The organism is Paenibacillus beijingensis (assembly GCF_000961095.1).
GTDB classification, from domain to species: Bacteria; Bacillota; Bacilli; order Paenibacillales; family Paenibacillaceae; genus Paenibacillus_O; species Paenibacillus_O beijingensis.
On sequence record NZ_CP011058.1, the window covers coordinates 4,358,552 to 4,371,872 of the forward strand.

Below are 13,321 nucleotides of genomic sequence, written 5' to 3' on the forward strand. Positions count from 1 at the left end.
CAATGGCACACATTTTGGGAAGGAGATGGGCCTAATGCTCGTCAAGTGGAGACTCATACTTCAGCTATATTATTATCGGGTTTTATTTTTATTCGGACTAAAAAGCGATGAAATTTATTATATCGGAGGCAGCGAGGCGCTGCCGCCGCCGCTGACGCGCGAAGAAGAAGAGTATCTGCTGGAAAAGCTGCCGTCAGGCGATACGGCCATCCGCGCGATGCTGATCGAACGCAATTTGCGGCTCGTCGTTTATATCGCCCGCAAGTTTGAAAATACCGGCATCAACATTGAGGATCTCGTTTCGATCGGTGCGATCGGTTTAATCAAGGCGGTCAATACGTTCGATCCGGAGAAAAAAATAAAGCTGGCCACCTACGCGTCCAGGTGTATCGAGAACGAGATTTTAATGTATTTGCGGCGCAACAGCAAGACGCGGACCGAAGTGTCGTTCGATGAGCCGCTGAACATTGACTGGGATGGCAACGAGCTGCTGCTCTCCGACGTACTGGGGACCGAGAACGACACGATCACGCGCGGCATTGAGGAGCAGGTCGACCGCAAGCTGCTTCATAAAGCGCTCGATAAGCTTACGGAACGGGAGAGGATCATTATGGAGCTCCGCTTCGGACTGGCCGATGGGGAAGAGAAGACGCAGAAGGATGTTGCGGATTTGCTCGGCATTTCGCAGTCCTACATTTCGCGGCTGGAAAAAAGAATCATCAAACGGCTGCGCAAGGAATTCAACAAAATGGTGTAATAAAACGCGGATTCCGTTTGCAAGAGAACCCGGTTCTCCCTCCAAGGAGACCGGGTTCTTTGGCGGTTAGACAGCATCGCCCGCGAATGACGGGGACCGATCGTTAGTTCTCGCTCTCGCCGCCGCTCGAACTGCTGCTTTTTTTATTGGAACGGTTCTGGCCGTTGTTTTTATTTCCTTTTCCTTTTTGATTGGGCATTTTGCCTGACCCCTCCTTTCACATAAGCTGAAACGTATTGTGCGCTCCCGGCAATCCGATTATCCGTTTCTTATCGAATCCTTTGTACAGCGAGTAAGCGGGCGGGCGGAAAGAAAAATATCCTCCGTTATCTTCATCAAGATCGGAACGTTTTATGTTCAAGCGCCGAATCAGGATTTGCCGCGATAGCCTGCCCGGACGGTTTTTTTTAAACCTGGTGGCACGATTCATTCGCCCTTTTCGCACTGCCCGAAAAAGCCGCCGCAGGAATAAAAGTGAAGTCCAAGGAGATAATGTACAGTAATGTTTCTCCTTGGGAGGTTATCACATTGACCCGAAATAAAGTTGAGATTTGTGGAGTGGATACCGCAAAGCTGCCCGTCCTTACGAATGCCGAAATGCGGGAGCTGTTCACAGCTCTTCAGACCCAGAACGAGTGGACTGCCAGAGAGAAACTGGTGAACGGAAATTTGAGGCTTGTCCTGAGCGTCATCCAGCGTTTCAATAACCGGGGGGAGTTTGTGGATGACCTGTTTCAGGTCGGCTGCATTGGACTTATGAAAGCCATTGATAACTTCGACTTAAGCCAAAATGTCAAGTTCTCGACCTATGCGGTGCCGATGATTATCGGCGAAATCCGGCGCTACCTGCGGGACAACAATCCGATCCGCGTGTCGCGAAGCTTGCGGGATATTGCCTACAAGGCGCTGCAAATCCGGGACAGCCTCACCAATCAGAACTCACGCGAACCGACGATATTCGAAATATCCGAAGCGCTCAATGTGCCGAAGGAAGATATCGTCTTCGCCCTCGATGCAATCCAGGATCCGGTATCGCTGTTCGAGCCGATCTATCATGACGGCGGCGATCCCATTTATGTGATGGATCAAATCAGCGACGACCGTAACAAAGACGTCTCCTGGATCGAAGAGATCGCGCTCCGGGAAGCGATGCGCAAGCTGAACGAACGGGAGAAAATGATTTTGTCGATGCGTTTTTTTGAGGGAAAGACGCAGATGGAGGTGGCCGACGAAATCGGCATTTCCCAGGCGCAAGTGTCGCGGCTGGAGAAGTCCGCCATTCAGCAGCTGCAGAAGCATGTAAAAACATAACCCGCTAATGGCGCCCTCGGGCGCCTTTTTTCATCATACCCCTCGTCTGTGCCGTTCAGCAGCCGGGATCCGGACGGAGCGCAATTTGCCTGGAGGTTGTGACTCGCCATGAACGCTGCGGCGCAAGCCGGATGAGGCGCCGAATAAGTTTGTGCGGGAATGGGCTTTTTGCGGAAATCTTTCATATATTTATAAGAGAACGTCACCGTCGGTTATTGCTTGTGGGAGGGGCGGGAGCAGCATGAAAATATCCGATTTTCAGACGAAGGACGTTGTCAACATTGTGGATGGCAAAAAGCTCGGACAAATCAGCGATCTGGAGCTGGATTTGCGCGCGGGACGGATCGACTCGATCGTCGTCCCGAATTACACGAAGTTTTTCGGCATGTTCGGCAGCGGGGCGGACCTTATTATTCCTTGGCGGAATATCGTCAAGATCGGAGCGGATGTCGTACTCGTGCGGCTGGAGGAGAGCAAGGCATACAAAAGTGAAGACGACGATTTGCAGACGAAGCCGCAGCTGTAAAGCGTTGCGGCTTTGTTTCGTTTGCCGCAAGCCGTTGCCAAGCCAGAATTTCGCGCCCCGCGCATCTATTCGGTTGCCGTTTATGGTACACTATGGCAGAGGTGAGAGGAATGGAACCGTTTGTACAGGCAGCATCGATTCAAGCGGAGGAAGCTTCGCTTTTTTTATTGTCTTCATGGGTAAATAGAGGAGAGGGACTTACAGCCGGGTTTACCGGGAGAAACGGAGGCGAAAGCGGGGACCCCTGGCAGTCGCTTAATCTGGGCCTTCATGTCGGCGATGATCCGGCTGCGGTCGTCCGCAACCGGCAGCGGGTGGCGCAGCGGCTCGGCTGGCCGTTTGAGGCGTGGACATGCGCCGAACAGGTGCACGGCAGCGCCGTCCATAAAGTGGAGGCGGGCGACCGGGGTCGCGGCAGAGCAGACAGGGAATCAGCGATTGCGGACACAGACGCGCTCATGACCGATGAGCCGGGAACGCTGCTCGTTTCGTTTTATGCCGATTGCGTGCCGCTATATTTCTACGATCCGCTGAAGAAAGTCGTTGCGCTGGCTCATGCCGGCTGGAGAGGGACGGCGGAGGAAATTGCACTGAGGACGGTGGAGTCGATGACCGCAGCTTACGGATGCCGGCCGGAAACAGTACTCGGCGCGATCGGGCCTTCGATCGGCTCCTGCTGTTACGAAGTCGGCGGAGCGGCACTCGAGAGGATGCGGACGCTCGTCGGCGGACTGGCGCAGCGGCAAGGAGTGGAAGAAAACGCCATGATTACCTGCAAGGCGGACGGCAAAGCAGATCTCGACTTGAAAGAAACAAACCGACAGATTATGATAAAAGCAGGAATTTTGCCGTCGAATATCGAAGTAACAAAGTGGTGTACCGGCTGCAGGCGGGACTTGTTTTTCTCGCACCGCATGGAAGGCGGGGCTACAGGCCGGATGGCCAGCTGGATCGGAATGGAAAGCAGGTGACAATCGATGCCGCTGCAGCAGCGTATCGAAGAAGTGGATCGTCGTATTAAAGAAGCTTGCGGGCGCAGCGGAAGAAGCCGCGAGGAAGTGAACGTGATCGCGGTAACAAAATATGTTTCGCTCGACACGACACTCAAGGCGTTGGAGAACGGCTGCGCTCATTTGGGCGAGAACCGCTGGCAGGACGCGCAGGCGAAGTGGGAAGCGGTCAGCGGAGACAATCGGCAATGGGCGGGACCGCAGCCGGTGTGGCATTTTATCGGTTCTCTGCAAACGAATAAAGTGAAAGAAGTCATCGGCAAGTTTACATATATTCATTCGTTGGACAGGCTTTCGCTCGCCAAAGAAATTTCCAGGCGCGCGGAGAAGCTTGGGCTGACAGTACCTTGCTTCATTCAGGTGAACGTATCGGGCGAAGAGTCCAAGCATGGTCTCGCTCCGGAATCGCTCCATGAATTCGCCTCCGAACTCGTTTCTTATTCCGGGTTACGTCCCGTCGGATTGATGACGATGGCTCCGCACAGCGGTGATCCGGAAACGGCGCGCCCTGTTTTCAAAAGATTGAGGGAAATACAGGAAGAGTTGAACGAGAAGGCGATTCTGCCGCTGCCGTTAACGGAGCTTTCAATGGGGATGTCCGGCGATTTTGAAGTGGCCGTCGAGGAAGGCGCTACCTGGATCAGACTCGGAACTATTCTTGTGGGGAAAGAGGAGGAATAAGGATGAGCATGATGAACCGTTTTATGAATATGCTCGGGCTGCAGGACGAAGAGGAAATCGTCGAGCGCGAGCAAGTCGTTCATCACGATGAGCAGGAGGTTGAAACTTCTCCGGCGGAAGCACGTAAACAAACAAAAGGCGGCAACATCGTCAGCATTCATTCCCAAAAAAATGTCCGGGTCGTATTGAACGAACCTCGCTCTTATGATGAAGCGCAGGAAATTGCCGACCATTTGCGTTCCCGGCGCGCCATTATCGTCAACCTGCAGCGGGTTCGGACGGATTTGGCGGTCCGTATCGTCGATTTTCTGAGCGGAACGGTGTACGCTTTGAACGGAAATATTTCAAAACTGGGACCGAACATTTTTTTGTGCACGCCGGATACGGTTGAAATACAGGGAACCATAACGGAAATGCTTGCTGACGACGATTACAAACAAATGAGGTGACCTGCTTTTGGCTCAAGTCGAGAATTACATCAATCTACTGGAAAATATTTACACGTACCTGATCATCGGCTACGTCCTGCTCTCGTGGCTGCCCAACGCCCGCGAGAGCTTTATCGGGAATTTTCTCGGCAAGCTTGTTGAACCGTATTTGAGCATATTTCGCCGCATTATTCCGCCGATTGGCGGGATGCTTGATATTTCCCCGATCGTGGCTCTGTTCGCACTGCGGTTTGTTGCGTACGGCATTATCGGCGTCATCAATTTCTTTGTGTAAGGATTGGGCGACATGAACAGGGACAACAACGCGATTTACGAACACTTTCATCCCGAAGAGCGTACGTATGTCGACCGGGCAATAGAGTGGGTGGAACGGTCCGCGCAGCATCACGAGCTGAGGCGGACCGATTTTCTTGATCCGAGACAGGCCTCGATTCTGTCTTCGGTAGCCGGGCGCGAGCCGGGCGTGCAGATTCGACTCGACGGCGGCTACGAAGGAGCGGAGCGCTGTCGGGCGCTGATCGCGCCGGAATACCGTTATTTGGACGATGAGCCGGCAGGCATAACGGTGTTGGCGGTCCATGGCGGCACCGGCGGTCATCTTGAGCTCGATCACGGCGATTATATGGGAGCGATACTCGGACTTGGCATCAAGCGGGGTGTAATCGGCGACATCCATGTACACGAAGAAGGCTGCCATTGTCTCGTTGCCGAGGAGATTGCCGATTTTCTCAATATTCATTTGCGGCAGGTGCACCGGATTAACGTTTTGACGGAGCTGCTTCCGCTGGATCAATTGAAGGCGGCCGACGTAAAGCTCGAAGAGATGCAGTTTACGGTCGCTTCATTACGGCTGGACGGCGTTGCCAGCGATGTATACCGGATCAGCCGCAGCAAAATTATCGATCCGATACGCGCCGGAAAATGCAGGGTGAACTGGAAAACGGAAGAAAATCCGTCCAAAACGCTGAAGGAAGGCGACATCGTTTCGATGAAGGGGCTGGGCCGTTTCAAGGTGCTCGAGATTGACGGCGTAACGAAAAAAGGGCGCATTCGCGTCAAAGTCGGCAAATTTGTTTGATTCCGGAGGCAGGAATTTTGCCGTATGACGTCGAATCGAAATCTTAACGCAATTTTACGGTTATCGAGATATCATAAGGAGGTGCGCCAATGCCACTTACGCCATTGGACATACATAATAAAGAGTTTGGGCGCCGATTGCGCGGTTATGACGAGGATCAGGTGAATGAATTTCTTGATCAGGTCATCAAAGATTACGAAGCCGTCATCCGGGAAAATAAAGAGCTGCAGAACCAGATTTTCGCCCTGCAGGAGAAGCTGGACCATTTTGCAAATATTGAAGAGACGTTAAGTAAGACGATCATTGTGGCGCAGGAAGCGGCCGACGAAGTGCGCAACAACGCCAAGAAAGAAGCGCAGCTTATTTTGAAAGAGTCGGAAAAGAACGCCGACCGCATCATTAACGATTCGCTTGCGAAATCGCGCAAAGTTGCGCTCGAAGTGGAAGAGCTGAAGAAACAGGCGTCCATTTACCGCGCCCGGTTCCGTACGCTCGTCGAGGCGCAGCTGGAACTGCTCAGCATGGACGGATGGGACAAGCTGGAGACGGCCAGCGAGTCCACCCAGCAGGCGCACCGCCAAACGATTTGACAACGCTCGGCGAATAGTGTATAAGGAAACTAATCGATCTTATTTACAATTCAATAGGATGCTTTACCTTCGTTGACGAGAACAAGTACGCTGCGGGGACGTTCCCCAGAGAGCCGGTTATCTGCTGCAAGCCGGCGTTCGAACCTCAGCCGAATATCCTCTCCGAGAAGCGGCGCCGAACGACTGGCTATAGTCCATTAAGCGCTGACGGACGTCCCCCGTTACAGGGAACGCGGATCGTATTCGGGTCCGCTGCTAAGGTGCCGTTTTTCACATGTGCGCTATGATTGGTTTCATAGACGGTGGGACGGAACAAGGGTGGTAGCGCGAGTTAACCTCGTCCCTTTACAGGGACGGGGTTTTATTTTTTTTGGAGATAGAAAGGATGGATCTGAAGATGCAAAGAGTCGATGTAAAAGAACGGGCGCGGGTGCGCGATCTGCGCGTGCTGGATAAATGGAAGCGGGAAGAAACGTTCCGGAATTCGATCGTGAACCGCGAAGGGAAGCCGAACTTCGTCTTTTATGAAGGGCCACCGACGGCGAACGGGGTGCCGCATATCGGACACGTGCTCGGCCGCGTCATCAAAGATTTTATCGGCCGCTACAAAACGATGCAGGGATACCGCGTCTTGCGCAAAGCGGGTTGGGATACACACGGACTTCCGGTCGAGCTCGGGGTGGAAAAGCAGCTCGGCATCTCCGGAAAGCATGAAATCGAGAATTACGGCGTCGAAGCTTTTATTGCGAAATGTAAAGAGAGCGTATTTGAATATGAACGCCAGTGGCGCGATTTTACGGAAGCGATCGCTTACTGGACGGATTTGGATAACCCGTATATCACGATGAAAAACAGCTACATCGAAAGCGTGTGGAACATTTTGTCCACCATTCACGGCAATGGATTGCTGTACCGCGGTCACCGCGTCAGTCCGTACTGCCCGAGCTGCCAGACGACGCTCAGCTCGCACGAAGTGGCGCAGGGCTATGAGGACGTCAAGGACTTAAGCGCCACGGTGAAGTTCCGCTTAAAGGACGGCGGCGCCTCTATACTGGCTTGGACGACGACGCCTTGGACGCTGCCGGCGAATACGGCGCTTGCCGTTAACCCGGACATGACGTACGTGAAAGTTTCATCGGACGGCGAGCATTACATTGTGGCCGAAAACCTGCTGGAGAGCGTGTTCAAAGACAGCAAGCCGGAAGTGCTGGAGAAGATGAAGGGATCGGAGCTGGCCGGCCTTTCTTATGAGCCGCCATTCAACTATGTTCCGGTCGAGAACGGCCATGTCGTCATCGCCGCCGATTTTGTCAGCGATACGAGCGGTACCGGTATCGTTCATATCGCGCCTGCGCACGGCGACGACGACTACAAAGCGGCCCGCAAAAACGGCATCGGCATGCTGAGTGTCGTAAACTCTTCCGGACGTTACATCGACGCGGTAACAGATCTGGCAGGACGGTTCGTCAAGGACGGCGATGTGGACGTGCAAATCGTGAAGATGCTCAGCGAGCGCGGGCTGCTCTTCTCCAAAGAGCGCTACGAGCACAGCTATCCGTTCTGCTGGCGCTGCAAAACGCCGCTGCTCTACTATGCGACGGAAAGCTGGTTCATCGAGACGACGGCGGTGAAAGATCAGCTGATTGCCAACAACAAAGGCGTCGACTGGTATCCGGGCCATATCCGCGAAGGACGGTTCGGCAAGTTCCTGGAAGATTTGGTCGATTGGAACATCAGCCGCAACCGTTATTGGGGAACGCCGCTTAACGTTTGGGTTTGCGAAAGCTGTGACGGCCAGTACGCGCCGCACGGCCTTAACGATTTGCGTGAGCGGGCGGCCCATGATGTGTCGCTGGAGCTTGAGCTGCACAAGCCGTATGTCGATGAAGTGCAGCTGCACTGTCCGCACTGCGAAGGCGGCGTCATGAACCGTACGCCGGAAGTGATCGACGTCTGGTTCGACAGCGGCTCGATGCCGTTCGCCCAGCAGCATTATCCGTTCGAGAACGAGCAGGAGTTCGCCGAGCAGTATCCGGCCGACATCATCTGCGAAGGAATCGACCAGACGCGCGGCTGGTTTTACAGCCTGCTGGCCGTGTCGACGCTGTACAACGGCAAGGCGCCTTATAAAGCGGTCATTTCTACCGGGCACGTACTCGACGAGAACGGGCAAAAAATGTCCAAATCGAAAGGCAACGTGATCGATCCGTGGGAGATCATCGAAGAATACGGCACGGACGCGTTCCGCTGGTCACTGCTCGCCGACAGCGCGCCGTGGAACAGCAAGCGCTTCTCGCGCGGCATCGTAGCCGAAGCGAAGTCCAAAGTGGTCGATACGATCGTGAACACGCACGCCTTCTATACGCTGTATGCGTCGATCGACGGCTACGATCCGGCCGTTCACGGCGGCAAGCCGTCCGAAGCGAAGCTGGACCGCTGGATTGTGTCGCGGCTGAACAGCCTGGTGCGTCAAGTGACGAAAGGACTGGAAGGGTACGACTTCCTGAACCCGGCCAAAGCGATCGAGGGCTTCATCGACGAGCTCAGCAACTGGTACATCCGTCGCTCCCGCGACCGTTTCTGGGGCAGCGGGCTGACGGAAGACAAAGTATGGGCATACGAAACGCTGCGCCACGTGCTGATCACCCTCTCGCGTGTCATTGCTCCGTACGCGCCGCTCATCGCCGAGGACGTCTACGTGAACCTTGGCGGCGGCCAAAGCGTGCATTTGGACACGTATCCTTCCGCGGAAGAAGCGGCAATCGATCCGGAGCTGGAGCGCGATATGGAAACGGCGCGGCAAATCGTCGAGCTGGCGCGCAACGTCCGCAACGAGACGGGCATCAAGACGCGCCAGCCGCTGCCGGAGCTGATCGTGTCGCTGGACCGCGAATTCGATCTCGGCGGTTATGAAGAGATCATCAAGGATGAAATCAACGTCAAAAACATCGTCATTGAAACGTCCGACAGTGGTTTTGTCGATTTCACGTTCAAGCTGAACCTGAAAGTGGCGGGCAAAAAATACGGCAAAAACGTAGGCCCGATTCAAGGGTATTTGAAATCTCTTTCTCCTGATCAGACGCGTGCTGCCGTACAAGCGGGGGGACTCGACTTCCAGCCTGCGGAAGGGGAAAGCCTGCACATCGCGCTTGACGAGCTGCTGGTCGAGAAGCAGGCGAAAGCCGGCTTTGCCTCCGCTTCCGGCAACGGACTTACGGTTGCGCTGAACACCGAGATTACGCCGGTGCTGGAGCAGGAGGGCTGGGTGCGGGAAGTAATCCGCGCCGTGCAGGATACGCGCAAGAAGCTTGATCTGCCAATCGAGAAGAGGGTCGATCTGGTGCTTGATACGGACGAAGAGCTCCAAGTGGCGTTGCAAGCATTTGGCGACTTGCTGCAGGGAAGCGTGCTGCTGAGCAGCGTGTCGTTCGGCGCGGATCCCGGGATGGAACGCGTACAGCTGGGCGGCAAAGAAATTGGGATTTTGATCCGCGCATAGGTTATACTAATCGGAAACAAAGCGAAAGAACGAGAGCCGGGTTATCTTTCGCCGCGGACGCCTGGACGGGCGCGCAGCGGCGAAGGACCGGCCTCGTTCTTTTGCCTGAGGCAAAGTTCGGCAGAACGGATCCGGATCGTTATTGCCGGACGGCCAAACTTAAGATGAGCTTGCTCGGCATAACCCAAGGTACGAGGTAGGTGTTGCCTCCGGCAATACCTAAGCCTGTGCTTACGAAGTGGTTATGCCGGAGGCATAACCTAAGCATATGCTTACGAAGTGGTTATGCCGGAGGCATAACCTAAGCATATGCTTACGAAGTGGTTTGGCCCTTGGCCAAACCTGAGCTTATGCTTACGAAGTGGTTTGGCCCTTGGCCAAACCTGAGCTTATGCTTACGAAGTGGTTTGGCCCTTGGCCAAACCTTAAGGAGAGTGCAAATAATGGCAAACTCTGAAAAAGACGTTCGCGAAGGCGGCGATGGCTCTTCCGCCACGCTGCTGAATAAGCGGCTGGAGAAAATTGCGGCGGACCTGGAAAGGTCGCAAATGGCCGATTATGTTGCGCTGCTGAACCGGCCGGTATCGCTTATTTGGCGCAATCTGCTGGCCGGGACGGCGCGCGGCGTCGGAATCGCGATCGGCTTTACCTTTTTCACTGCGACGATTCTGTATGCGCTGCAGGCGCTTGGCAAGCTGAACCTGCCGATCGTCGGCGATTATATTGCCGATCTTGTGCGGATCGTCCAAGTGCAGCTGGAAGGCAAAACATACTAAGCGCTCTATTCGTCGTACCGCAATTCGTCGCGGGAATCGTCCGCAAGATCGTCAAGCGTTGCGCCTTCCCCCTCATGCATATAAGCCGAATATTCGCGGTTGCGCACGACGCTTACATGCCGGCCGGTAATATCGGTTGCCAGAAAGCTTTCGAGCGGTTCGACATACCCGTCGTTCTCATCGTCTTCGGTGCCGAGCCGGTCATAATTGTCACCCGGCCGTTCTGCCATCGCCGGCGAATCGGAGTTGCCCCAGCTCTCCACGATTTGCCAGGCATCTTCGCCGTCAAAACCGTTGTAGCCGTAATCGTCGCGGCTGGAGCGGCCGAACGGGTTGTCCAAATAATCCTCCTCCGCGGGGCGGCGCTGCGATACGTACTGGCGCGGGGAATGATCGACGCAATAAAGCGTCTCCGGAATCGCTTCAAGACGTTCCGCCGGGATCGGCTTGCCGCATGTAAGGCAAGTGCCGTACGTACCGGCATCCATCGCGGCGAGTGCTTGGCCGATGCGGACAAGATGCAGATCGTCCTGCTCCAGCAGGGCGACATCTTTGCCCCGTTCATACACTTCGGACGCCACATCCCCGGGGTGGTTATCGATTGAAGACAGCTCGCCGGTATTATCGCGAAGCGAGGAGGCGAGCCCGTAATGCTCGCCGCTTTCGAGCCGCCGCTCGATTTCGGCCTGCTGCTGCAGCAAATTATCGCGCATACGCGCAAAGAGGGATTGCCGTTCCACCATGGTGGCTGACACCTGCTTTCATCAGTAATTACGTTTAGTGTGGACAGCGGAGAACATTTTCAATATGGGGATCATTGGGAAAAAGCAGGATTGCGATGCGGGGTTGCCCGCTGGTCCGGCTGCGGACAGATATGCTACAATATTCGGGACGACAGGAGGGAAACAGGTGAAAGTGAAATTATACGCCTATTGGATCGCTATCATTGTGTTTGTGCTTGATTTCATTACCAAAAAAATCGTGGCAAACAACATGACCATCGGGGAGCAGATTCCCGTTATCGGAAATTTTTTCGTTCTGACTTCGATCCGCAATACAGGTGCGGCGTTCAGCATTTTTGAAGGCGCCCGCTACTTTTTCCTGTTCATTACATTAATTGTCGTGGCAGGCATTGTCTGGTACATTCGGCGCGCGCGCGAAAGCGGGAGCTTGCTGCTCATTACGGCGCTCGGCATGGTGCTTGGCGGAGCGGTAGGCAACTTCCTGGACCGGGCGATTTACGGGGAAGTAGTCGATTTTCTGCAATTAAATTTCGGAAGCTACACGTTTCCGATCTTTAACGTTGCGGACATTGGAATTACAGTCGGCGTTGCGCTGATTGTGCTCGATTCGCTGCTTAGCGGCAATGATAAAGCGGAAAAGCTCGGGCAAACCGATCATGAAATCGAGGATAATAAAATCGTATGAATGTTGAATTTGATGAACAGGAATCTTTAGACGAGTGGGAATTTACCGTAACGGCGGACCGTAAGGGCGAACGGCTGGACAAGTACATAACGGAGTCGGCCGAAGATCCGTCCGTATCGCGCACCCAGGTGCAGGATTGGATCGCGGGCGGAAACGTGCTTGTCAACGGCCGTCAGGTAAAAGCCAATTATAAAGTTGCGGTAAGCGATTGCGTATCGGTCACGGTGCCGCAGGCCGAGATTGCGGAAATTACGGCGGAAGACATTCCGCTTGAAATCGTGTACGAGGACGGCGACGTGATCGTGCTGAACAAGCCGCGCGGCATGGTTGTGCACCCTGCGCCGGGACACGCTTCCGGCACCGTCGTCAATGCGCTGATGCACCATTGTACCGATCTCTCGGGCATAAACGGCGTTCTAAGACCCGGTATCGTGCACCGGATCGATAAGGACACCTCGGGACTGCTCATGGCCGCCAAAAACGACCGCGCCCATATTTCGCTCGCCGAGCAGCTGAAGGAGCACTCGGTTACGCGTAAATATATCGCGCTGGTGCACGATAATCTCCAGCATGACCGCGGGACGATCGACGCGCCGATCGGACGGGATGTGCAGGACCGCAAAATGTTCACCGTCACCTCCAAAGGCGGCAAGAAAGCCGTTACTCATTTCGCCGTACTGGAGCGCTTCGGCGATTACACGCTGGTGGAGCTGCAGCTGGAGACGGGAAGAACCCATCAAATCAGGGTGCATATGAAGTATATCGGACATCCGCTTGCCGGCGATCCGGTTTACGGGCGCAGCAAGACGGTCGACTTGAAAGGCCAGGCGCTGCATGCGGCAGTGCTCGGCTTCGTCCACCCCCGCAGCGGCGAATACTTGGAATTCGAAGAGCCGATTCCGGCCGATATGGAGCACGTGCTCACTTCGCTGCGCCTGAGGTAACTACTAAGGTAGATGACGGTCTTGACATCTTTTGTCGAACGTGGGATAATCCTTTTGATAAAGGCAGTACCTTTAACTCAGTCCCGAGAGGCTGGCAAGGTAGCGTGAATAATAGGCCGATGATGCGGCCGGGCAGAACGATCCTCCTTCACATTGAAGCGCGGCTTAGACCGCTGTATTCAGACAGGCTGATGGAGGGGGCGGCCCGGCTTTCGGATCATCGCGTCTGGAAGCTCCTTGCTGTTAGCGGCAAGGAGCTTTTTTTGCACCTC

The 13,321-nt window shown here is 54.6% G+C and carries 14 protein-coding genes and 1 other annotated feature; of the genes, 13 read left to right on the top strand and 1 reads right to left on the bottom strand.

From position 1 onward, the window contains the following. Window positions 1-34: 34 nt before the first annotated feature. The 11 genes from sigE to VN24_RS19680 all read left to right on the top strand — a co-directional run bounded on the left by sigE (window position 35) and on the right by VN24_RS19680 (window position 10,677). Window positions 35-757: an RNA polymerase sporulation sigma factor SigE gene (gene sigE / locus VN24_RS19625; RefSeq protein ID WP_045671801.1), complete on the top strand. Its 723-nt coding sequence runs from the start codon at window positions 35-37 to the stop codon at window positions 755-757. 528 nt (window positions 758-1,285) lie between these two features. Further along, on the top strand, window positions 1,286-2,068 hold the full coding sequence (gene sigG, locus VN24_RS19635) for an RNA polymerase sporulation sigma factor SigG (protein ID WP_045671803.1): 783 nt from the start codon (window positions 1,286-1,288) through the stop codon (window positions 2,066-2,068). Between the two features lie 241 nt (window positions 2,069-2,309). Beyond that, on the top strand, window positions 2,310-2,594 hold the full coding sequence (locus tag VN24_RS19640; protein ID WP_045671804.1) for a YlmC/YmxH family sporulation protein: 285 nt from the start codon (window positions 2,310-2,312) through the stop codon (window positions 2,592-2,594). A 110-nt stretch (window positions 2,595-2,704) separates the two neighbouring features. Beyond that, window positions 2,705-3,565 (top strand): peptidoglycan editing factor PgeF, encoded by an 861-nt coding sequence (gene pgeF / locus VN24_RS19645; RefSeq protein ID WP_045671805.1) that lies wholly within the window; start codon window positions 2,705-2,707, stop codon window positions 3,563-3,565. 6 nt (window positions 3,566-3,571) lie between these two features. Further along, on the top strand, window positions 3,572-4,285 hold the full coding sequence (locus tag VN24_RS19650) for a YggS family pyridoxal phosphate-dependent enzyme (protein WP_045671806.1): 714 nt from the start codon (window positions 3,572-3,574) through the stop codon (window positions 4,283-4,285). 2 nt (window positions 4,286-4,287) lie between these two features. Further along, window positions 4,288-4,734: a cell division protein SepF gene (locus VN24_RS19655; protein ID WP_045671807.1), complete on the top strand. Its 447-nt coding sequence runs from the start codon at window positions 4,288-4,290 to the stop codon at window positions 4,732-4,734. Window positions 4,735-4,741: 7 nt separating this feature from the next. Next, window positions 4,742-5,008, top strand: a complete 267-nt coding sequence (locus VN24_RS19660) for a YggT family protein (protein WP_045671808.1) — start codon at window positions 4,742-4,744, stop codon at window positions 5,006-5,008. A gap of 12 nt (window positions 5,009-5,020) precedes the next feature. After that, complete coding sequence (locus VN24_RS19665) at window positions 5,021-5,812, top strand: YlmH family RNA-binding protein (RefSeq protein ID WP_045671809.1); 792 nt, start codon at window positions 5,021-5,023, stop codon at window positions 5,810-5,812. Between the two features lie 89 nt (window positions 5,813-5,901). Then, entirely contained in the window at window positions 5,902-6,402 is a 501-nt protein-coding gene (locus tag VN24_RS19670) for a DivIVA domain-containing protein (protein ID WP_045671810.1), read from the top strand. Window positions 6,403-6,465: 63 nt separating this feature from the next. Beyond that, window positions 6,466-6,750, top strand: a binding site (T-box leader). Window positions 6,751-6,799: 49 nt separating this feature from the next. Further along, window positions 6,800-9,901 (top strand): isoleucine--tRNA ligase, encoded by a 3,102-nt coding sequence (gene ileS / locus VN24_RS19675; protein ID WP_045673486.1) that lies wholly within the window; start codon window positions 6,800-6,802, stop codon window positions 9,899-9,901. Window positions 9,902-10,344: 443 nt separating this feature from the next. Then, entirely contained in the window at window positions 10,345-10,677 is a 333-nt protein-coding gene (locus VN24_RS19680) for a DUF5665 domain-containing protein (RefSeq protein ID WP_045671811.1), read from the top strand. Window positions 10,678-10,682: 5 nt separating this feature from the next. Here the strand turns inward: VN24_RS19680 and VN24_RS19685 are convergent, their stop codons facing one another. Next, a complete protein-coding gene (locus VN24_RS19685) occupies window positions 10,683-11,420 on the bottom strand; it encodes a TraR/DksA C4-type zinc finger protein (RefSeq protein ID WP_045671812.1) in 738 nt (245 codons plus the stop codon). 172 nt (window positions 11,421-11,592) lie between these two features. On the opposite strand from VN24_RS19685, the gene lspA reads away from it, so the two are divergent. Then, entirely contained in the window at window positions 11,593-12,105 is a 513-nt protein-coding gene (lspA, locus tag VN24_RS19690) for a signal peptidase II (protein ID WP_045673487.1), read from the top strand. Then, entirely contained in the window at window positions 12,102-13,049 is a 948-nt protein-coding gene (locus VN24_RS19695; RefSeq protein WP_045671813.1) for an RluA family pseudouridine synthase, read from the top strand. Before lspA ends, VN24_RS19695 begins: the two co-directional genes overlap by 4 nt. Window positions 13,050-13,321: the final 272 nt, after the last annotated feature.